The sequence below is a fragment of the Thermobrachium celere DSM 8682 genome, assembly GCF_000430995.1.
Taxonomy (GTDB): domain Bacteria; phylum Bacillota; class Clostridia; order Clostridiales; family Caloramatoraceae; genus Thermobrachium; species Thermobrachium celere.
On the sequence record NZ_HF952018.1, the window covers coordinates 1,503,244 to 1,526,027 of the forward strand.

A 22,784-nucleotide genomic window follows, 5' to 3' on the forward strand; every position below is an offset into this window, starting at 1 on the left:
CCGAATTAATATTCAATTTATGTTTATAATTATACAATTAGTTTTATTTTTATGCAAGTATTTTTATAATATTTTTTGTATATTTATAAAAATATAAAGGGCAGGTATTAAATTTGATACCTGCCCTTTATGAAAACTATTCTTCCTCATATTCATCTGCAATTACAAAATCTATTGTCCTTGTTTCTAAATCTGCTTTAACAACCTTTATTACCACCTTATCTCCTAATCTATATTTCTTCTTAGTTCTTTCACCGATTAGGCAATGATGTTTGTCATCATAAATATAGTAATCATCTGTTAAGTTGCTTATATGAACTAATCCTTCTATTGTATTTTCAAGTTCAACAAACATACCAAAGGAAGTTACAGATGATATTATACCTGGATATACCTGACCTATTCTTTCCATCATATATTCAACCTTCTTAATATCATCTGTTTCTCTTTCTGCCTCCTGTGCCACTCTCTCCATATCACTTGACTGCTTTGCTGCCTCTTCTACAAGTCTCTTAAGTTTTTGTTCTCTCTTTTGGTCTATCTTACCCTTTAAATGTTCCTTTATAATCCTATGAATTATTAAATCTGGGTATCTTCTTATTGGTGAAGTAAAATGGCAGTAATACTTTGCTGCAAGTCCAAAGTGCCCTATACATTCTGGTGAATACCTTGCTTGCTTTAAGGATCTTAAAAGAAGCGTACTTACTACAACTTCTTCATCTTTACCCTTAACCTGCTCTAATATATCCTGAAGAACCTTAGGATGAATTTCCTTTGTCACTCTTAATACATATCCTAAGTTGTGTATAAACTCACTAAAGTTAAGCAGTTTTTCTTCATCTGGGTCCTCATGTATTCTATATACAAATGGTACTCCAACCCAATACATATGTTCTGCAATTGTTTCATTACATACAAGCATAAATTCTTCAATTATTCTGTTGGCAATCTCTCTTTCGTATGGTTTTATTTCAATTGGTTTACCCTTTTCATCTAAAACTATCTTACATTCTTCAAAGTCAAAATCTAATGCTCCTCTCTGCATCCTCTTTTTATATAATATCATGCACAATTCTTCCATTAGTTTAAAGTCTTCTAATAGATAATCATACCTCTTCATTAATTCTGGATCTTTATCTCTTAGTATCTTTGTAACATCTGTATATGTCATTCTTTCACAAGTTTTAATCACACTTTCAAATATTTCATGGCTTACAACTTTACCATTTTGGTCAATAATCATTTCACAGCTTAAAGTAAGCCTATCTACCTTTGGATTTAAACTACACAGACCATTTGATAACTTCTTTGGAAGCATAGGTATTACTCTATCAACTAAATATACACTAGTTCCTCTCTTAAATGCTTCCTTATCAAGTGGAGAACGCTCCTTTACATAGTAAGTTACATCTGCTATATGAACACCCAATTTATACTTTCCATCTGGAAGTTTTTCGATTGATACGGCATCATCTAAGTCCTTTGCGTCTTCACCATCTATTGTTACAATCTTTTTATCCCTTAAATCTCTTCTTCTTTTAATTTCATCTTCTGGTATTTCATCTGGAATAGCATTAGCATATTCTTCAACTTCAGCTGGAAACTCCTCAGGAAGATTGTATTTCTTTATAACAGATAATATATCAACGCCAGGTGTATTAGGACTGCCTAATACCTCAATTATCTTTCCTTCTGGATTTCTTCTCTTTTCTGGCCATTTTGTAACCTCAACAACAACCTTCTGTCCATCCTTTGCCTTTCCCATATTTGATTTAGAAATGAATATATCTTGGTATATTCTTTTATCATCTGGAACAACAAAACCAAAGTTTTGGCTCTTTTCAAACCTTCCTACAATTCTCTTATTTGCCCTTTCAAGAATTCTTATTATTTCTCCTTCAATCTTTTTATCTTTGATTGCTGCCCTTGTTATTCTTGCAATAACTCTATCATTATGCATTGCACCATTTATACCTTCTGCAGGTATAAATATGTCAGGTTCTCCTTCTTTATCTGGTATAACAAAGCCATATCCTTTGCTATGTCCCTGTAGCCTTCCAACAACAAGATTCATCCTTTCAGGAATACCATATCTTTCTTTTCTTGTTTTTATTATTTGTCCATCCTTCTCCATTTCATCTAATATTTTGTAAAACTTTTGCCACTCATTCTTGTCAATATCAAAAATTAGTGCTAGTTCCTCTGCTGTCATTGGCTTATATGCCTCTTCCCTCATAAATGCAAGTATTTTCTCCTTAATAAGACTCATACAATCACCTCTATAATCCTATTTCTTGTGCTATCTTTTTCATTTCACTTAAGCCTATTTCAATAAACTCCTCAAGTGATATTCCTATCTCTTCAATTGATTTAATCTGATCTCGATTTGCACCCCTTGCAAAATCTTTCTTCTTCATCTTCTTTATTACTGATTCTGTAGTTACGTTTTCCAATTTTTTATCTGGCATAACTAGTGCACAGGCAGTTATAAGCCCACTTAATGGATCTGCTGCCCAAAGTGCTTTATCCATAAGACTTTTTCTTTCAAAACCATGTATCTCATTATGAACCTTAACTGCATAGACAATATCCTCATCTAGACCAAGATTTTTTAATATTTCTGCTCCAACAATACTGTGTTTTTCTGGTGCATCCATTGTCTCTTCATAATCAATGTCATGAAGTAGACCACATAGCATCCACTTTTCCTTATCTTCTCCTAATTTTTCTGCCAAACCTTTCATAATAGCTTCGACTGCCACCATATGATTTATTAAGTTTTGATTTGATACCCTACTTGTAATTTCCCTTAATGCTTCTTCCCTCTTCATATTCCTCTCTCCTTTTATTTTTTTCATTTGAATTAATTTGTATGTATAATTTATTCAATATTGTCTTTTATCTTTTTTATTGAGTTTTTTAAAACTTTCCCTATATAACTTACATGAAATCCGTACTTATCGGCTATTTCCTGCATAGTTTTTCCTTCTAGGTAATACTTTGTAAATATGCTCTTCTGTCTTTCTGTAAGATGTCTCATTGCTGTATATACCCTAGACAAATCCTGTTTTTTTGATATTTCCTCTAAAATATGTTCTTCAAACCCTTCATCCTTTATAGAATCTATTAATTTTTCATTCCCCTCTTCAAACATTTCTTCATTTAATGAAAGATATCCAAAATGCTTTTTTGCTTCTCTATAAAAACTTCTTATTTCATTCTTAATGTATGTGTATGCTACTGTTGAAAATTCAATGTCCTTTTTCATGTCATAGGAAGTAAAGGCTTTGTATAATCCTATTGATGCTACTTGGTATAAATCACTCAATTCAATGACATTTTTCCATTTGTTGCATATTTGATAGACCATGTTTTTATACTTATCAAAAACCTGATCAAATGTCATTACAACAAATTCGCCATCAATCTTTAGTAACTTCTCCTGCTTCAATCTTTCAACACCTCATTTTTCTGCATCAATTACTATTTTTTTCACATATTATAATTATTATACATCATTTGGTTTTTTAAATCTATATTGTTACAAAATATAAAAAGCGGTATAGACTTATTAAATCAGTCCATACCGCTTTTTTATTTCCTAGGAAATATTTCGAGCTATTTTAACATATTTAATAACATTCCACCATACTTTACAAATAGTGGTGCAAATACAAGTGCAACAATTGTCATAAGCTTTATTAATATATTCATTGATGGACCTGCTGTATCCTTAAATGGATCACCAACAGTATCTCCAACAACTGCTGCCTTATGGGCAAAACTTCCCTTTCCACCATGTTCACCAGTTTCAATAAACTTCTTTGCGTTATCCCAAGCACCACCTGAGTTAGCCATTAAAATTGCAACCAATACTCCTGATACAACAGCACCAGCTATAAGTCCTCCTAATGCTTCTGCACCAAGTAATAAACCAACTAATATTGGAACTACTACTGCAAGAACTCCTGGAAGAACCATTTCCTTTAGTGCTGCTTGAGTTGATATATCAACACAGGTCTTATAATCTGGTGTTGCTTTTCCTTCCATAAGACCTGGAATTTCCCTAAACTGTCTTCTAACTTCTTCTATCATGTGGTTTGCAGCTTTACCAACAGCCTCCATTGAAAGTGCTCCAAAGAAATATGGTAAAACTCCTCCAAGAAGTACACCAACTAAAGTTATTGGATTTAGTAAGTCAATCTTTTGGATTCCAACTGCTTGTGAATATGAAGCAAATAGTGCAAGAGCTGTAAGTGCAGCTGAACCTATTGCAAATCCCTTTCCTATTGCAGCTGTTGTATTTCCTACTGAATCAAGTGTATCTGTGATTTTTCTTACTTCCTTTGGAAGCCCTGACATTTCAGCAATACCACCTGCATTGTCCGCAATTGGACCATAAGCATCTACTGCTACTGTCATTCCTGTTGTTGAAAGCATACCTAGAGCTGCAAGTGCTATACCATAAAGTCCCATAGTAGCATTGCTATATCCACCCATTATAAAGAAGGATAGTAAAACTGCAACTGATATAAATACTATTGGTAGAACAGTTGAATACATACCAACTGATAGACCTGATATTATGTTAGTTGCTGGTCCTGTTTCTGACTGCTTAGCAATCTTCTTTACATGTCTAAAGTCAGCTGATGTGTACATTTCTGTTAACTGTCCTATGATAACTCCTACTATTAATCCTGCTGCAATTGCCCAAAATGCTTTAAGATTTCCAAATATAGACTTACTTAAAATGAATGATGCAATCAATATTAGTACACTGCTTACATATGTACCATTCTTAAGAGCCTTTTGTGGATTTGAATTTTCATCACCTTTTACAAATAATGAACCAATTATTGAAGAAATAATTCCAACAGCAGCTAATACTAGAGGGAATATTATACCTTCTCCACTCTTAAATAAAACTGCTCCTAGAGTTAATGAAGATATGATTGATCCAACATAGGACTCAAAAAGGTCTGCACCCATTCCTGCTACGTCTCCTACGTTATCACCAACATTGTCAGCAATAACTGCTGGATTTCTTGGGTCATCCTCTGGGATTCCAGCCTCAACCTTACCAACTAGGTCAGCTCCAACGTCTGCAGCCTTTGTATATATTCCTCCACCAACACGTGCAAATAACGCAATTGAACTTGCACCAAGTCCAAAACCAGTTACTATATTAGAGTCTTGGAATATTAAATATAAAACTCCAAGACCAAGAAGTCCCAAACCTACAACTGACATCCCCATAACAGCTCCACCTGAGAATGCTATCTCAAGTGCTTTATTTTGACCCTTAGTTGCAGCTTGAGCAGTTCTAACATTTGCCTTAGTTGCAACCTGCATTCCAAAGAAACCTGCTAAAATTGAAAATAATGCCCCAAATAAGAAACATACTGCTGTTTTCCAATCTATAAATAATACAAGCACTATAAAAACAACTATAATAAAAATTGATAATGTTTTATACTCTCTTGTTAAAAATGCCATAGCCCCTTCATGTATGTAGCTTGAAATTTCCTTCATTCTCTCATTTCCAGCATCAGCCTTACTTATCTTATTTGATAAAAAATATGCAAAAAGTAAAGCAATAACACCTGCAATTGGTGCTAGCACAATTAATTGATTATTCATTTCTTTTATCCCCCTTCTGCCAATTATTTATTTGCAAGATATACAAGGATTATTGATGTAATTGCAAATAACACCATTGAAATAATAGTAACTCTTTGAAGCTTAGCTTCAATAGTTCTTGATTTGTTTTTACCAAAGAAAGTTTCTGCCCCACCTGAAATTGTTGTTGATAGACCATAAACCTTAGAAGGTTGCATAAATACAGAAATAATAACTAGTAAGCTGAAAATTACATGAAGGATTGTAACAAATGTCTTCACCTTTCCACCTCCCCACTTATTAGTCTAAGTATATAAGTATTTTAACATATATGTTAAAATAACTCAATATTTTTCAGAATATTTCGTTAAAAGTTCAACTATTGTGCTACATTATTTAATTGCAGGTGTTACTATTAAAAGTATATCAAAAAAGGGAGCAGAGCTCCCTTTAAATTATAAAATTTAATTACTTTTTAACATTGTAGAAGGCATCTCTTCCAAGATACTTAGCAACTTCTGCTAGTTCATCTTCAATTCTTAGTAATTGATTGTACTTAGCAACTCTATCTGTTCTACATGGAGCACCAGTCTTAATTTGACCAGCGTTTGTAGCAACAACTAGGTCTGCTATTGTAGTATCTTCTGATTCACCTGATCTGTGTGATACAACTGCCGTATATCCTGCTCTTTCAGCCATTTCGATAGCTTCTAGAGTTTCAGTTAGAGTACCTATTTGGTTAAGCTTTATAAGTATTGAGTTTGCAACTCCCATTTCAATTCCTCTTGATAGTCTCTTTGTGTTTGTAACAAATAGGTCGTCTCCAACAAGCTGAATCTTTGAACCAAGCTTTTCAGTTAGTAACTTCCAACCTTCCCAGTCTTCTTCTGCAAGACCGTCTTCTAATGAAACTATTGGATACTTTTCTACAAGTTGTGCCCAGAAGTCAACCATTTCAGCTGCAGTTAGAACTCTTCCTTCTCCTTCTAGATGATACTTTCCATCTTCCTTGTAAAGTTCTGTTGCAGCAGCGTCTATAGCAATTGCTATTTGTTCACCTGGCTTATATCCAGCCTTTTCTACTGCTTCAAGTATAACTTGAATTGCTTCTTCGTTTGACTTAAGATTTGGTGCAAATCCACCTTCGTCACCTATAGCTGTATTGTATCCCTTTGCACTTAGAGTCTTCTTTAGTGAGTGGTAAACTTCTGCACACCATCTTAGTGCTTCTTTGAAGTTTGGAGCACCTACTGGCATGATCATGAATTCTTGGATGTCAACATTGTTATCTGCGTGCTTTCCACCATTTAATATGTTCATCATTGGTACTGGAAGAACCTTAGCGTTTACTCCACCTATGTATTGATATAGTGGTAGTCCTAGGCTTTGAGCTGCTGCTCTTGCAACTGCTAGTGAAACACCAAGAATAGCATTTGCACCTAGCTTACCCTTGTTTTCAGTTCCATCTAATTCAATAAGAGTCTTATCTATTAGAGTTTGATCATATACATTCATTCCAATTAATTCTGGAGCTATTATTGTATTAACATTTTCAACAGCCTTTAGAACACCTTTTCCAAGGTATCTTGACTTATCTCCATCTCTTAATTCTACTGCTTCAAATGCTCCAGTTGAAGCTCCTGATGGAACTATTGCTCTTCCTACTGTTCCATCTTCTAGAATTACTTCTACTTCAACTGTTGGGTTTGCTCTTGAGTCAAGAACTTCTCTTGCATAAACGTCGATTATTTCTAGGTATCTTTTCATTTTTACTTCCCCTTTCTTAAATTATTTTATTATTAATGATTTTCCTGTCATTTCAACAGGAATATCTATTCCCATAATATCAAGCATTGTTGGTGCAATGTCGCATAGTCTTCCACCATCTCTTAAGTCAACCTTTTCATCACCAACAACGATAAATGGCACTAAGTTTGTTGTATGTGCTGTATATGGTTCACCTGTTTCATAGTCAACCATCATTTCAGCATTTCCATGGTCTGCAGTAATTAGTACAGTACCACCCTTTTCTCTAATCTTAGCTACAACCTTACCAATACATTCATCAACAGCCTCTACTGCCTTCTTTGCAGCATCAAATACTCCTGTATGTCCAACCATATCTGGATTTGCAAAGTTTAAAATTATTACGTCATATATATCCTTATCAATCTCTTGACATACTCTATCTGCAACAAGGTATGCACTCATTTCAGGCTGTAGATCATAAGTTGCAACCTTTGGTGAAGGAATTAGTATTCTATCTTCATCTTTGTTTGGTGCTTCTACTCCACCATTGAAGAAGAATGTAACATGGGCATACTTTTCTGTTTCAGCTATTCTAAGTTGCTTTAAGCCTTTGCTTGCTATATATTCACCAAAAGTATTTTTATGAACTTCTGGTCTATACGCTATATCAACATTTTCAATAGTTTTATCATATTGTGTCATACATACAAAGTAAACTTTAAAGTAATTTCTTTCAAAACCTGTAAACTCAACATCAACAAGTGCTCTTGTTATTTGTCTTGCTCTGTCTGGTCTGAAGTTAAAGAATATTACAGAGTCATTTTCCTTTATTCTTGCAACAGGTCTTTCGTTTTCAATTATTACTGTAGGAAGAACAAACTCATCTGTTCTATTTTCTGAATATGATTTTTCTATAGCCTCTCTTGCACTTGATGCAATTTCACCTTGTGCATTTACCATTGCATCATATGCAAGCTTTGTTCTTTCCCATCTCTTATCTCTATCCATTGAATAATATCTTCCAGAAATAGTTGCTATTTTACCTACACCTATTTCCTTCATGTATTTTTCTAATCTATCAACATATTCTAAAGCTGATGATGGCGGAACATCTCTACCATCTAAGAAGGCATGAACAAATACTCTATTAAAGTCCATGTCTTTACATAGCTTTATTAATGCTTCAAGATGGTCTATGTGGCTATGAACACCACCATCAGAAAGAAGTCCCATTAGGTGAACATCACTGTTGTTATTTTTTGCATTTTCAATTGCTTTTATGAAGGCATCGTTCTTAAAAAATCCGCCTTCTTCAATTTCCTTATTTATTCTTGTGTATTCTTGATATATTATTCTTCCTGCACCAATATTAAGATGTCCTACTTCTGAGTTACCCATTTGTCCTCTAGGAAGTCCAACATCAAGTCCGCTAGCACTTAGTTTTGTATGGGGGTATTCATTCCAAAGTCTATCAAAATTTGGCTTGTTTGCACTAGCAATAGCATTGCCATCTGCCTTTTCATTGATACCCCATCCATCAAGTATCATTAGCATTACAGGTTTTTTCTGCATGTTTTACCTCCTTAATAATTAACGATTGCTGCAAAATCTTCTACTTTTAAGCTTGCTCCTCCAACTAGTGCACCATCGATGTCGCTTTGAGCCATTTGTTCCTTAATTGTGCTTGGCTTAACACTTCCACCATATTGTATTCTAATTTCATCTGCTGCCTTGTCACCAAACATTTCTCTAATCTTGCCTCTTATGTATTTGATTACTTCATTTGCATCTTCTGCTGTTGCTGTCTTTCCTGTACCAATTGCCCAAACTGGTTCATAAGCTATAACCATCTTAGCAACATTTTCAGCATCTACATCCTTTAGATCTTCTGTTAATTGCTTATCTATTACTTCAAATGTCTTTCCTGCTTCTCTTTCTTCTAAAAGCTCTCCAACACAAAGAATTGGTGTTAATCCATGTATGAAGGCTGACTTAACCTTCTTGTTTATTAATTCATCGTCTTCCTTAAAGTACATTCTTCTTTCACTATGTCCTAAAATTACATACTTTACTCCAAGTTCCTTAAGCATAACAGGTGAAATTTCACCAGTAAATGCACCATTTTCTTCATAGTGCATATTTTGTGCCCCAACTTCTATATTAGTATCTTCAACTAAAGTTAAAACTTGAGCAAGTGATGTAAAAGGTGGACATACTACTACTTCACACTTAGCGTCCTTAACTTTATCTCTAAGTTCAATAATGAATTGTGCAGCTTCTTTTGCTGTTTTGTTCATTTTCCAGTTTCCTGCTATAATTGGCTTTCTCATTATTTTTCCTCCTTTTAGGAATTTAGGCTAGGGGTAAGACCCCCTAGCATATTTTATTACTTATCGTTTAATGCTGCAATACCTGGAAGAACTTTACCTTCTAAAAATTCTAGTGAAGCTCCTCCACCTGTTGAAATGTGAGTCATCTTTTCAGCATATCCTAGTTGTTCAACTGCTGCAGCTGAATCTCCTCCACCTATAATTGTTGTTCCATTGACCTTTGATAGTGCTTCTGCAACAGCCTTTGTACCAACTGCAAACTTTGGCATTTCAAATACTCCCATAGGTCCATTCCAGATAACTGTCTTAGCATCTAAAACTGCCTCTTCAAATAGCTTAATAGTCTTTGGACCTATATCTAATCCCATGTAGTCTGCTGGAATTTCAACATCTACTGTCATAGCTTCTGCATCATTGCTAAATTCCTTTGCAACAACATGGTCAACTGGAAGATATACCTTAACTCCCTTTTCTTCTGCCTTCTTTAGCATTTCCTTAGCATAATCTATCTTATCTTCTTCAAGAAGTGATTTTCCTATTTCAAATCCTTGAGCCTTTAAGAATGTGTAAGCCATTCCTCCACCTATTATTAGTCTGTCAACCTTTTCAATTAGGTTGTTTATAACATTTATCTTATCTGAAACCTTTGCACCACCTAATATTGCTACAAATGGTCTCTCTGGATTTTCAAGAGCTTTACCCATTATTTCAATTTCCTTTTCAATTAGGAACCCTGCAACAGCTGGTAGGAATTCTGCTACACCTGCAGTTGATGAGTGTGCTCTGTGGGCTGTACCAAATGCATCATTTACAAATATATCAGCAAGTGATGCAAGCTTCTTAGCAAAATCCATATCGTTCTTTGTTTCTGTCTTTATAAATCTTACGTTTTCAAGAAGAACAACTTCGCCTTCCTTCATTTCTGAAACAAGTCTTACTGCATTTTCTCCTACTACTTCTTTATCTTCAGCAAGCTTAACTTCAAGTCCTAAAAGTTCTGAAAGTCTCTTAGCAACTGGCTTTAAGCTATATTTTTCATCATATCCTTCCTTTGGTCTTCCAAGGTGTGACATTAATATTACCTTTGCACCATTTTCTAGAAGATACTTAATAGTTGGAAGTGCTGCAACTATTCTTCTATCGTCAGTTATATTTCCTTCCTTATCTTGTGGAACATTAAAGTCACATCTTACAAGAACCTTTTTTCCCCTAACATCTATATCTCTAACAGTTTTCTTGTTCATACCCAAAACCTCTCTTTCATAATTTTAGGAAAATAAGTCCGGCCTTATAGCCGAAACTACAAAACCGGACTTTAGAATTACATTCTTTCAGCTATGTAGTTTACTAGGTCGATTATTCTGTTTGAATAACCCCATTCATTGTCATACCATGAAACAACCTTAACCATGTTACCTTCGATAACCATAGTTGATAGTGCATCGATGATTGATGATCTTTCATCTCCTCTATAGTCAATTGAAACAAGTGGTTCTTCTGAGTATCCAAGAATTCCCTTTAATTCTCCTTCAGCAGCTTCCTTAAGTGCAGCATTTACTTCTTCTACAGTAGTTGGTCTTGATACTTCACATACAAGGTCAGTTACTGATACAGTTGGAGTTGGAACTCTTAGAGCAAATCCGTTTAGCTTACCCTTAAGGTTTGGAAGAACCTTACCTACTGCCTTAGCAGCTCCTGTTGTAGTTGGGATTATTGATTCAGCTGCTGCTCTTGCTCTTCTTAAATCCTTGTGTGGAAGGTCAAGTATTCTTTGGTCATTTGTATATGAGTGAACTGTAGTCATAAGTCCCTTAACTATACCAAACTTTTCATCAAGAACCTTAGCAAATGGAGCTAAGCAGTTTGTTGTACATGAAGCATTTGATATAATGTGGTGGTTAGCTGGATCGTAATCCTTTTCATTTACACCCATAACTATTGTTATATCTTCATCTGTAGCTGGAGCTGAAATTAGAACCTTCTTTGCACCTGCTTCAATGTGTGCTCTAGCTTTTTCAGCCTTAGTAAATAGTCCTGTTGATTCGATTACTATATCAACTCCAAGTTCCTTCCATGGTAGATTCTTTGGATCCTTTTCTGCATATACTCTTATTTCTTTTCCATTTACGATTAGGCTGTTTTCTGTAGCTTCTACTGTTCCGTCAAACTTACCAAAGCATGAGTCATACTTTAAAAGATGTGCAAGTGTCTTAGCATCTGTTAAGTCATTGATAGCAACGATTTCTACATCCTTATTTAGTCTAGTTTGAGCAATCTTAAATGCGTTTCTTCCAATTCTACCAAACCCGTTGATAGCAACTTTAATTGTCATAATAAATCCCTCCTAAATTTATGACTTTTATGTAAAGATAGCTAAGCTATCTTTTATCCTACTTATAAAAACTTAATATTTCCTTTGCTGCCGCTTCATCTGTTACTATTACCATGTTAGGATTGTTTATCTTTGTTGCAACTATAGCCTCAGCCTTATTTTTTCCACCAGCAACTGCAATTATATGCTTTATACTACTCACATCATTAAAATCAAGACCTATAGTTGGAGTATTATAAACTATCTCTCCCTGTTTATTAAAATAATATCCAAATGCCTCTGCAACTGCACCCTTTGAAAGTAATTCGTCTATTTTATCTTCCTCTAGACCTCTTCTTCTTGACATCTCATCTGCTCTACCTATCCCAAATATTAATATATCTGCTCTGCTTATACTTTCAACAACATCCTTAATTCCTGGCTCATTTAACATTGTCTCAAGAGCCTCTTGGCTTAAGTTATCAGGTACATGAAGAAGTTTGTAGTTTGCACCAATTTTATTTGCAAGCTTTGCTGCAAGGGTGCTAGCCTGAGTTTCTACATTTCTTCCCATACCACCTCTTGCAGGAACAACAAGTACATTTGATTTTGATAATTTAGGAAAATTCTCAACAACCTGTGAAACAGATGATCCTCCAGTTAATGCTATAATTGAATTGTTTGTAAGCAGTGTCTTTATGTAGTTTGCTGCTAGTCTTCCCATCTCTTTTAAAACAGTAATATCTTCATCTATATTTCCTGGAACAACAATAACCTTATGTACACCTAATATTTTCTTAAGTTTATTTTCTACTTCTGTAAGCCCACTTATTTCATGTATCATCTCTTCTAGGCTTTCTAATATATATTCCCCATCTTTAGTTACTGTCATACCTGTTGAGTATATTTCAATTAACCCCTGATCCTTTAAAAAATTCACTTCAGTTCTAACTACTCTTTCTCCTAGATCAAGCTCTTGGGACAAAGCTCTTCTTCCAACAGGTTGGTTGTAATAAATGCATTTTAATATCTTGTATCTTTTTATTAATAGTTCTATAATCTCTGGAACAATTTTTTGCTGTAGTAATAATACATTCTTCAAACATGTCACTCCCCTAAACCTGTTGTAGGGACAATTTGCGTCCCTGTGTATTATTTTTGTCCCACTACCAATTCTAATATATCACTAAAATTATTATTTTTCAATATTTTTTATAAAAAATTATTTTTAACCATACACTTTTAGTATTTGTATTCATTTTACCCTATATTCACTTTATAAAAAGTTAAATTAACATTAAAACATTTTTATAAGTCAAATGTTAACCCCATGATGGATTTTGTGATGTTCTAATCCTTATAGAACCTCAAAACCCATACATGGGGCTAAAAAATTCTACCCTTAAATTATAAAACTTAGGTTATAAAACCGTAATTTTATTTTATTTTTCTTTTAGATGATGATTCTATACCCATCTCCTCTCTATACTTTGTAACAGTTCTTCTTGAAATTTTTACACCACTTGCATTTAAAATATCTGCTATCTGCTGATCTGAATATGGTTTTCTTTTGTTTTCACTATTTATTATTTCAAGTATCTTATCCTTCAATATATCTACTGAAACATTTTCGCCAAAGGATGTATTTAGTCCTCTAACTAAGAAATATTTAAGTTCAAACACACCCTTTGGTGTTTGAGCATACTTACCATTTATCGCACGACTTACAGTTGATTCATGAAGTCCTGTTTCTTCAGAAATAGTTTTTAAATTTAATGGTTTTAAATATTCATCATTCTCAAAAAATCCAATTTGATGTTTTACTATTACTTCTGCAACCTTTTTTATTGTTTCTCTCCTCTGCTCTATGCTTTTTATAAGCCAATAGGCTGCTTCTATTTTTGATTTTATATATTTATATTCTTCACTATTTTTATTTCTTAATAGTGATTTGTAGTGTTTATTTATCTTGAGCATAGGAAGATTATCATCATTAACTCTTACTACATATTCTCCATTTACCTTTTCAACATAAACATCAGGAATAATATATCTTATATCTTCATTTCCTAACCTACATCCTGGTTTTGGATCAAGGGATTTAATAACTTCAATATATCTTAGTAGTTTTTCTAAAGGTATGTTGTATTTGTTTGATATATAATCATATGACTTGTTTGCAATATTTTCCAATTCATTATCAATTAACTTTTCATATATGCTATCATATATCCCCTTTGCCTTTAGTTGAATCTTTAAACATTCCTGCAAACTTCTAGCACATATACCACTAGGTTCGAAGTCCTGTATTATTGAAATTAAGTTTTTTACAACTTCTAATGATACTCCAAACTTATTTGCAATAGATAAATCATGTAAATGTAAATATCCATTTTCGTCTAAATTGTCAATTATATATTCTGCAATCTTTCTGTCTCGTTTAGTAAGTGGTATATACCCTAGCTGTTCCTTTAAATAGTCATATAAACTTTTAGTGTTACTTATGAAGTAAAATGGGGATATCTTTTCTTCTTCATTATCCTCAGAGTAGTCTGTATAATATTCTTCATCATAATCTGAATAAATTTCAATAACCTTATCAAATTTATTTTCAAAGTTTGTATCTAGTTCTAGCACTGGATTTTCTAGTAGTTCATCTTCGATGTATTCCTTCAATTCGTTATTAGGTAGTTGCAAAACCTTTACTGCAAGTTGCATTTCCTGAGTCATTACAAGTTTCTGTTCTAGCTTTAAATCCAACGAAAAATTTAAGTTCATAATATCCCCCACAAAATGTATTTTGTACTACATATTATATTTAGAATTACACAAATATTATAACACATTTTATGGATAAAACAGACTTTTATTTTTAAAATTTGCTACAATCTAAAATTAATTTATTCTTAAGAATTATATTTTTATTACTAAAAATAAAAGATAAAAAGAGGCTTTGATGCCTCCTTTTATCTTTCTCCCTTGTTATATGGAACTCCATCTGCTGCTGGTGGAGTTGTCTTTCCAACAAATCCTGCAAGAGCAAGCATTGTTAAAATATATGGGAATGCAAGGTATGCTTCTGTTGGTAGAGCCCAACCAAACTTTTGAGCTAATATTTCAAATGCCTGTGCAAATGCAAATAGGAATGATGCTGCTGTTGCACCAAATGGCTTCCAGTTACCAAATATCATAGCTGCAAGAGCAATGAATCCTCTACCACTTACCATACCTTCTCTAAATAGGTTCATAACACCTATTGATAGAGTTGCTCCTCCTAAACCAGCAAAAACACCTGACATAATAACACATAGATATCTTATTTTGTATACGTTAATTCCTAAAGTATCTGCAGCTTTTGGATGTTCACCAACTGCTCTAATTCTAAGTCCAAGTGGTGTATAATATAATACATAATGTACAACAAAAACAAGTATTATAGCCATAAATACAAACCAGTTAAGCTCAGCTAAAAATGGTCCAATTACTGGTATCTTAGCCATTGTTTCTGTTGGATATGGAAGTGCAGCCACACCATCTGTTTGACCTTGTCTTCCAAATAACTTAAATATTAAAAAGCTTGTTAATGCTCCTGCAAACAGGTTTATAGCAACACCTGAAACTGTTTGATCAGCTTTTAGATGTATACTTAAAACAGCGTGTATTGCTGCAACAAGTGCACCTGACACCACTGCAAATAGAAGCCCTACCCAAGGATTTCCTGTTAAGCTTGAACCATATACTGCAAAGAATGCTCCAACTATCATTATACCTTCAAGACCTATATTAACAACACCAGAACGTTCTGATATAACACCACCTAATGCTGCAAAGATAAGAGGCGTCGCAAGACGGAATGTAGCAGCAAGTAGTGCTACAACTACTGGTATACTTCCATTAGCCATTTATCATCGCCTCCTTCTTTCTCTTTTCACCAATCCACTTGTAGATGTAGTCTGCTGCAACGAATATAATAATTATTGCTTGTATTAGGTACACTATATCCTTTGGAATATTTGCAAGTTGTAGGTTAAGTGAACTGCTGTTTAGTGCACCAAATAGTATAGCTGAAAGAAGTACCCCAACAGGGTGGCTCTTACCAAGTAGTGCAACTGCTATACCGTCAAAACCAAATCCTGTAAAACCAAATAGCTGAATTGCTTGATATTGAATACCTGCAACGTGTACAGCACCACCAAGTCCTGCTATTGCACCTGATATAGCCATTGCTAATATTATATTCTTCTTTATACTAATTCCACCATACTCTGCAGCATGAGGATTTAATCCAACAGCTCTTAATTCATAACCAATTGTTGTCTTCCATAATAGAATGTATACAAGTGCAACTAAAAGAAGTCCTATAAATAATCCTACGTTTACTCTGTTAGTTTCACCTAAAAATCTCCAAAGTTTTGCTGAATCTTGAATAAGTGGAGTTGTTGCCTTACCTGGTGCATTTAATGGTCCCATTATCATGTAGTTTACAAAAAACATTGCTATGAAGTTCATCATAATTGTATTAATAACTTCATTTGTTCCAACCTTTGCCTTTAAGAAACCAGGTATAGCTGCCCATAATGCTCCTATTAACATACCGCTTATCAATACTAATGGAACATGTATAAAAGCTGGTATTCCAGGAATTAAACCTACTGCAGCTGCTGCAAATATACCCATTATAAATTGACCTTCAACACCTATGTTAAATAGCCCTGTTTTAAAAGCAACTGCATTTGCAAGACCAGTAAAAAGTAATGGAGTAACAAACACTAATGTTTCTATTATACTAAAGCTTGTTCCAAAGCTTCCTTCCCAAATTGCTTGGAATAGTGTAACTGTTGCTGTAAAGAAGTTTTCTCCTTCAGCCCACATTACAAAGAATACTGCTATAAACATCGCAATAATTATTGATATAATTGGGAATATCAATGTATTTAAAGCTGCCCTTAGCTTGCTAGAGGTTGTATTTTTATTTGCCATTTTTATACCTCCTTACGCCTGCTTCTTAAGAGTGCCACCAGCCATTAAAATACCAAGCTCATGTTCAGTTGCACTCTTTGCATCTAATATATCAACAATTTGTCCATCGTATATTACTGCAATTCTGTCAGATAGTGCTAGTATTTCATCTAATTCAAGAGAAACTAACAGGATCGCTCTTCCCTTATCTCTCTCCTCTACAAGCCTCTTATGGATATATTCAATAGCACCAACGTCAATACCACGTGTAGGTTGAGCTGCAATAATAAGTTCTGGATCCTTATTTATTTCTCTTGCAGCAATAAACTTTTGTTGGTTACCACCAGATAACGCTGAAGCAAAAACTTCTTCATTTGGTGTTCTAACATCAAACTCATCAATTAGCTTTCTTGCATATTCTTTTATCTTGTTATAATTCATCATAATTCCTTTAGCAAATGGAAGCTTGTAGTGATTACCTAAAACAGCATTTTCATAAAGTGAATATTTTAAAACTAATCCACGCTTATGTCTATCTTCTGGAATGTGTCCAACTCCTGCTTCAATTATATCCCTTGGAGTCTTTCCTGTTACGTCCTTATCATTTATATAAACCCTTCCTTCGGTTGGTTTTCTAAGACCAGTTATAACCTCTATAAGTTCAGTTTGACCGTTACCATCAACCCCAGCAATTCCAACTATTTCTCCTGCTCTAACTTCTAGATTTACACCCTTTAACGCTGGTAATTTTCTATGATCTAAAGCAGATATATTTTCAACCTTTAATACTACCTTACCTGGCTTTGCCTCATCCTTTTGAACAACTAAGTTAACCTTTCTACCTACCATCATTTCAGCAAGTTCATCAATGTTTGTATCCTTTGTATATACTGTATCTATAACTTTTCCCCTTCTTACGATTGTAACCCTATCACTCATTGCCATAACTTCTTTTAGCTTATGTGTGATTAATATGATTGATTTACCCTCTTTAACCAAGTTCTTTAATATAACCCCTAGCTCTTCGATTTCTTGTGGTGTTAATACTGCTGTAGGTTCATCTAGTATTAAGATATCTGCACCCCTATATAATGCCTTTAATATTTCAACCTTTTGTTGTTGTCCAACTGTAATATCTTCGATAACAGCATTTGGATCTATTTTAAATCCATATCTATCTGCCAACTCTTTAGTGTCCTTTATTGCCTTTTGCATATCAATTTTTATACCCTTTTTAGGTTCTGAACCTAATACAATATTTTCTGCAACTGTAAAGTTATGAACAAGCATGAAGTGTTGATGCACCATTCCTATACCAAGCTTTATAGCATCTCCAGGACTCTTTATATTTACCTTTTGTCCATTTACATAAATTTCACCTGCATCAGGTTGATAAAGACCATATAATATGTTCATTAATGTTGTTTTTCCAGCTCCATTTTCTCCAAGTAGAACGTGTATCTCTCCCTTTAGTAGTTCAAAATTTACATCATCATTTGCTTTAACCCCTGGGAACACTTTTGTAATTCCCTTCATTTCAACAACTTTTTGCATTTATTTTCCTCCCTTCTTCTGGATAAAAAAGCTAGATGCGGCGGCATCTAGCTTTATATTTAATTACTTAACTTCAGGAGCTGTAAAGTTCTTAACGTCTTCAATCTTTTCTGGAACAACAATCTTTCCATCCTTTATAGCTTGTGCATACTTGTCAACTACTGCAATAACTTCTGCTGGTGTATTGTTCTTTGTTGATGGAGCATATCCTACACCATCTTCCTTTAGTCCAAGAACCATATGTCCTGCTTTGAAGTTTCCTTCGATTAGGTTCTTTGAAGCAGTGTAAGTACCTACATCAACTCTCTTTATCATTGATGAAAGTATTACGTCCTTAAAGTCTGGTGCTGTTTCAGCTTGGTCTTGGTCTACACCAATAGCCCACTTCTTCATTTCCTTAGCTGCCTTGAATAATCCTAGTCCTACTGCACCAGATGCATGGTAAATAACGTCACATCCATCATTATAAAGAGCCTTTGCTAATTCATATCCCTTGTTTGAGTCAGTAAAGCTACCAGCATACTTAACAGTCTTTCTGTTCATTAAGCCTTCTGCAGCTTGTGGATTTACCGCCTTAACCCCTGCTGCAAATCCAGCTTCGAACTTTTGGATAAGTGGCATATCTATACCACCAATGAAACCAACCTTATTAGTCTGTGTCATCTTACCAGCAATTACACCCATTAAGAATGAACCTTCTTCTTCTTTGAATGTAATTGACATTACGTTTGGTAGGTCAACAACTGCGTCAATGATAGCAAACTTCTTGTCTGGCATCTTTTGTGCTACATTCTTTAATGAACCTTCCATTAAGAAACCAATTGCAAATGTTAAGTCATCTCTTTGTCCAAGTTGTGTTAAGTTTGGTTCATAGTTTTCTTGTTGCTTTGATTGAAGAACGTCTGGCTTAACTCCAAAATCCTTCTCGATTCTCTTTAATCCTTCATAAGCTGAATCGTTGAAGGACTTGTCACCAAGACCTCCTTGGTCTGTAACCATACCAATCTTTACATTTGCCTTTGGTTGTGTTCCTCCTTGTTCTCCTCCTTTTTTAGCACATCCAGCAAATACACTAGAAATTAGTGCTGTTGAAAGAACAAGGGCGATTGCTTTTTTCATTTTCATAGTTTTTCCCCCTTCTTTTTGTTGTTTATATTTTTAATATTCCTAAAAGAATACATTTTTATAACGAACCCAATATGTAAAGTAATATATTTAAGATTTAATTAGTTTTGTTTTTTCTGAAAATTTGTTTTAGTACACACTTTTTCTTGATTTTCCAATTTTAGTCCAAAATGTGCTATACTATTTAAAATCTGCAAAAAAATTTATTTTATCATATTTTTATTTATTATATTCATTAAACCCTGCATATATAAATATACGATAACTTTTGTTTAATTTCAATATTTTATTTAAATTTTTTCAAAAAAATAATAATTATAAAATTTAAAACATGTCATAAATCGTCGAATTATGGGAAGAGGGGCAATTTGCCCCATTAAATAAAGTTACATTCCTTTAAAATTTTAATTGCATTATCATGATCCTCATCTGAAACCATAACTACTGGTCCTGTACATCCCATACCACTCTCAGCATAAACTCCCTTTGACCATAGTTTTTTTACAGCATTTTCAAGTTCCAAAATATCAACACCTGATATTGTTGCTGTAACCACTTTTTTAGGAGGAGCTGTAACTTCTTGAGCTTCTTCCTTGTTTGTTTTTAATGAGGATCTTAAAATTTCCTCAAAGCCTATACTATTTAACTTTTTAAATTCTTCATCTGCAATCTTTAATAAATTATTTTTGGCACAGGTTGCACAATATCTTAGTGCTTCACATATAACTGGCGCTCCCGAAGCTCTTGAAATTATATTTATAATTCTTCCATAATTTTGACCTATACCTGGGCCATAACCATAACCTAAAGCTTCATAATCTCCACCAGTTGTAAAGGCTGAAAAAATCTTCATCAATAGATTACCGGTAAGAGAATCTGTTACAACTACATCTGCCGCTCCTGCTAGAACATCATTTCCTCTTAATACACATCCTCCATCTTTTCTTATTGAGCTTGCAAACTCTAGATCATATCCTCTGTTTTTAAGCTCAATTAATATCTTTTCAACCTGTCTTGAACCTTCAACGTTTAGTATTCCAACTGTTGGATTTTTTATACCACAGGACTTTGCAGCTATAATTCCATATACCGCATTCTTAACCATTGCTTCAACTCTGTTAGCTGAAGCTGTGCCTGTTGTTGTTGCTAAAAATACTTCCTTTCCCTTTGCTGGTGTTATAATTCTTCCTACTGTTGATACACCTAATGGAAAATTATAATGTAAAGTTACACAGCCACTGATCTTTCCTTCATCAAGTAGTTTTTCCATAACCTTATGACATTCATCTTCTGTTTTAGCTTCATAACAAGTAAATCCATCAACTTTATTTGGTCCTATTAATACCACTTCAAAATCGCTGTATTTATTTTTTGCAAGAGATGCTGCTCTTAATATCTCATCTTCTCCAAGTTCACTTCCCAAAGTTGTAATACCTACTTTAACCCTATCTTGTGAATATCCATTTTCTAAAATATTTGCTAAATCATTAAATACTTCTGCAACTAAACTTTTCACATTTTGAGACATAAAACCACCCCTTATTCTTCAAGTAAGTGGGAAGCAAAATCTCTTAGGGCCTCTGCCACCATCTTTTTAACTTCTTCCTTTGTTACAGCATCCTTTTTATCTTCAACAATTCCGCTGTTTCTTTCAATTAGATAAGATAATCCATCAAAAAGATTTGTCATTCTAGCTAGGAATAAGCTTCCCTTACCTACAAGCATAACTCTATTCATATCACCTGAAAGCATCTTTTCTCTTGCATAACCAATTATAGGAACACCTGAAGGTACGTGTCCTTGAGTTGGTGCATATCCAACATATCCATGCTTCTTAACAAAATCGTTTATTTGACTTCTATCTAATTGGCCCTTCTTTACAGCAAGTGCGGCAATCATCTTATAGTTTTGTGTTGGTACATCACCAGCACCTGCAGGTTCTGTAACTTCTGGATTCTGCATTTCTGGTGCATATTTATCAACGTCTGTAAACTTTAGATTTAATTTTTCTAGTGGTGATGCTACTATAGCTTCAATTACAGCTTGTGGTGAAGCACCTGCACCAATTGAATGCTTTCCTACAGAATCAGTTCTTATTACTGGGTTAACTCCATCATTTTGTGATACTAATATTGCAAAGCCTCCTAAAATATCTTCCATTATAGGCATTCCCTTTTTAACATGGTCACGTCCATTCATTCCTAGTTTTGCAGTAGCACCACCTGCAACCACTAACACATTCTTAAATACTCCTGATTGAACTAATGTTGCAGCATATAAAAGTGCATGAGCTGGTCCAGCACAGAAGCCTCTAACGTCACATCCTGTTGCATTTTTAAAACCTGCAATTTCACCTATTGCCTTTGCAAAGTTACCTCCACCTCTTTGATTCATATCTCCACAAGCTTCTTCTGAACATTCAACTATATAATCTATTTCCTCTTTTTTAATATTTGCCTTCTCAATAATATGTAAAGCCGCTAAAACACCTGACGCCTTTACTGCAAGATTTTCTGTAATTACATGTGCAGATAGGTTAATGTCATATTCATGAGCCCTCTTTACACAGCCAACTAGATTATCATTTAAATAGAGACCTTCAGCTACACCATTTTCAACTAATTTATTAATTTCTTCTATTTCATTTCCTTCACCTAATCTTGAAACTAATTCTGATAGGTATTTGTTATTTTCAAACTTTGACTTTAGTTCTAATGTAAAATTCTTTTCTAATTTAACTAAATCAAAAACATCACATACCTTCATTAATCCATAAAACTCATCTTCAGGCATGATTTCTCCAAACTTACCGTATCTTGATGCATTTTCAAGCTTCTTTTCAAACCAAGGTCTTGGTAGATTTGCTAATTCTTCTGGATCAAAATTTCCGATGTATGTTTGATTTACTGGATATGAAACAACATCTTCATAGCTTCTTAAATGCTTTCTTAAAACCTTTAAATATTCTGAATCAGGATTTGTCTCTCTCTCTAAAGTTTGAGTTGTTCCATTATGTATAACCATATCAGGAGTATGAACTAAAACATAACTAGCTCCTTTTATAACTGGAAACATATGTAATTACCTCCCATATTTTTTTAAGTTTAATAAGTTCCGTTTAGGCAATGCCTAAACGG

The 22,784-nt window shown here is 34.0% G+C and carries 18 protein-coding genes; all 18 read right to left on the reverse strand.

Annotation, left to right across the window (positions count from 1 at the left end; translation table 11 throughout):
* Window positions 1–136 precede the first annotated feature (136 nt).
* The 18 genes from rnr to grdC all read right to left on the reverse strand — a co-directional run bounded on the left by rnr (window position 137) and on the right by grdC (window position 22,722).
* Complete coding sequence (gene rnr, locus TCEL_RS07915) at window positions 137–2,269, reverse strand: ribonuclease R (protein WP_018662945.1); 2,133 nt, start codon at window positions 2,267–2,269, stop codon at window positions 137–139.
* A 10-nt stretch (window positions 2,270–2,279) separates the two neighbouring features.
* Window positions 2,280–2,831: an HDIG domain-containing metalloprotein gene (locus TCEL_RS07920; protein ID WP_018662947.1), complete on the reverse strand. Its 552-nt coding sequence runs from the start codon at window positions 2,829–2,831 to the stop codon at window positions 2,280–2,282.
* A 50-nt stretch (window positions 2,832–2,881) separates the two neighbouring features.
* Complete coding sequence (locus tag TCEL_RS07925) at window positions 2,882–3,451, reverse strand: sigma-70 family RNA polymerase sigma factor (RefSeq protein ID WP_018662949.1); 570 nt, start codon at window positions 3,449–3,451, stop codon at window positions 2,882–2,884.
* 167 nt (window positions 3,452–3,618) lie between these two features.
* Window positions 3,619–5,640 (reverse strand): sodium-translocating pyrophosphatase, encoded by a 2,022-nt coding sequence (locus TCEL_RS07930; protein WP_018662951.1) that lies wholly within the window; start codon window positions 5,638–5,640, stop codon window positions 3,619–3,621.
* A gap of 23 nt (window positions 5,641–5,663) precedes the next feature.
* Window positions 5,664–5,900: a preprotein translocase subunit SecG gene (secG, locus tag TCEL_RS07935; RefSeq protein WP_018662953.1), complete on the reverse strand. Its 237-nt coding sequence runs from the start codon at window positions 5,898–5,900 to the stop codon at window positions 5,664–5,666.
* Window positions 5,901–6,087: 187 nt separating this feature from the next.
* On the reverse strand, window positions 6,088–7,386 hold the full coding sequence (gene eno, locus TCEL_RS07940; protein WP_018662955.1) for a phosphopyruvate hydratase: 1,299 nt from the start codon (window positions 7,384–7,386) through the stop codon (window positions 6,088–6,090).
* A gap of 21 nt (window positions 7,387–7,407) precedes the next feature.
* Window positions 7,408–8,940 carry a 2,3-bisphosphoglycerate-independent phosphoglycerate mutase gene (gene gpmI / locus TCEL_RS07945; RefSeq protein ID WP_018662958.1) on the reverse strand — a complete coding sequence of 511 codons (1,533 nt, stop codon included), beginning with the start codon at window positions 8,938–8,940 and terminating at the stop codon, window positions 7,408–7,410.
* An 11-nt stretch (window positions 8,941–8,951) separates the two neighbouring features.
* Entirely contained in the window at window positions 8,952–9,698 is a 747-nt protein-coding gene (tpiA, locus tag TCEL_RS07950) for a triose-phosphate isomerase (protein WP_018662960.1), read from the reverse strand.
* A gap of 56 nt (window positions 9,699–9,754) precedes the next feature.
* Complete coding sequence (locus TCEL_RS07955) at window positions 9,755–10,948, reverse strand: phosphoglycerate kinase (protein WP_278199761.1); 1,194 nt, start codon at window positions 10,946–10,948, stop codon at window positions 9,755–9,757.
* Window positions 10,949–11,019: 71 nt separating this feature from the next.
* Window positions 11,020–12,030 carry a type I glyceraldehyde-3-phosphate dehydrogenase gene (gene gap, locus TCEL_RS07960; protein ID WP_018662964.1) on the reverse strand — a complete coding sequence of 337 codons (1,011 nt, stop codon included), beginning with the start codon at window positions 12,028–12,030 and terminating at the stop codon, window positions 11,020–11,022.
* A 58-nt stretch (window positions 12,031–12,088) separates the two neighbouring features.
* Window positions 12,089–13,111, reverse strand: a complete 1,023-nt coding sequence (locus TCEL_RS07965; protein WP_018662967.1) for a sugar-binding transcriptional regulator — start codon at window positions 13,109–13,111, stop codon at window positions 12,089–12,091.
* A 335-nt stretch (window positions 13,112–13,446) separates the two neighbouring features.
* Window positions 13,447–14,787, reverse strand: coding sequence for an RNA polymerase factor sigma-54 (gene rpoN / locus TCEL_RS07970; RefSeq protein ID WP_018662970.1), 1,341 nt, complete (start codon window positions 14,785–14,787; stop codon window positions 13,447–13,449).
* Between the two features lie 188 nt (window positions 14,788–14,975).
* Complete coding sequence (locus TCEL_RS07975; RefSeq protein WP_018662972.1) at window positions 14,976–15,911, reverse strand: ABC transporter permease; 936 nt, start codon at window positions 15,909–15,911, stop codon at window positions 14,976–14,978.
* Complete coding sequence (locus TCEL_RS07980) at window positions 15,904–16,989, reverse strand: ABC transporter permease (RefSeq protein ID WP_018662974.1); 1,086 nt, start codon at window positions 16,987–16,989, stop codon at window positions 15,904–15,906. Before TCEL_RS07980 ends, TCEL_RS07975 begins: the two co-directional genes overlap by 8 nt.
* Before the next feature lie 12 nt (window positions 16,990–17,001).
* A complete protein-coding gene (locus TCEL_RS07985) occupies window positions 17,002–18,522 on the reverse strand; it encodes an ABC transporter ATP-binding protein (protein WP_018662976.1) in 1,521 nt (506 codons plus the stop codon).
* A gap of 63 nt (window positions 18,523–18,585) precedes the next feature.
* The gene (locus tag TCEL_RS07990; RefSeq protein WP_018662978.1) at window positions 18,586–19,647 is read right to left on the reverse strand and encodes a BMP family lipoprotein; all 1,062 of its coding nucleotides are present in this window, start codon (window positions 19,645–19,647) and stop codon (window positions 18,586–18,588) included.
* A 376-nt stretch (window positions 19,648–20,023) separates the two neighbouring features.
* Window positions 20,024–21,175 carry a glycine/sarcosine/betaine reductase complex component C subunit alpha gene (gene grdD, locus TCEL_RS07995; protein ID WP_018662980.1) on the reverse strand — a complete coding sequence of 384 codons (1,152 nt, stop codon included), beginning with the start codon at window positions 21,173–21,175 and terminating at the stop codon, window positions 20,024–20,026.
* Between the two features lie 11 nt (window positions 21,176–21,186).
* Entirely contained in the window at window positions 21,187–22,722 is a 1,536-nt protein-coding gene (gene grdC, locus TCEL_RS08000) for a glycine/sarcosine/betaine reductase complex component C subunit beta (RefSeq protein ID WP_018662982.1), read from the reverse strand.
* Window positions 22,723–22,784 lie beyond the last annotated feature (62 nt).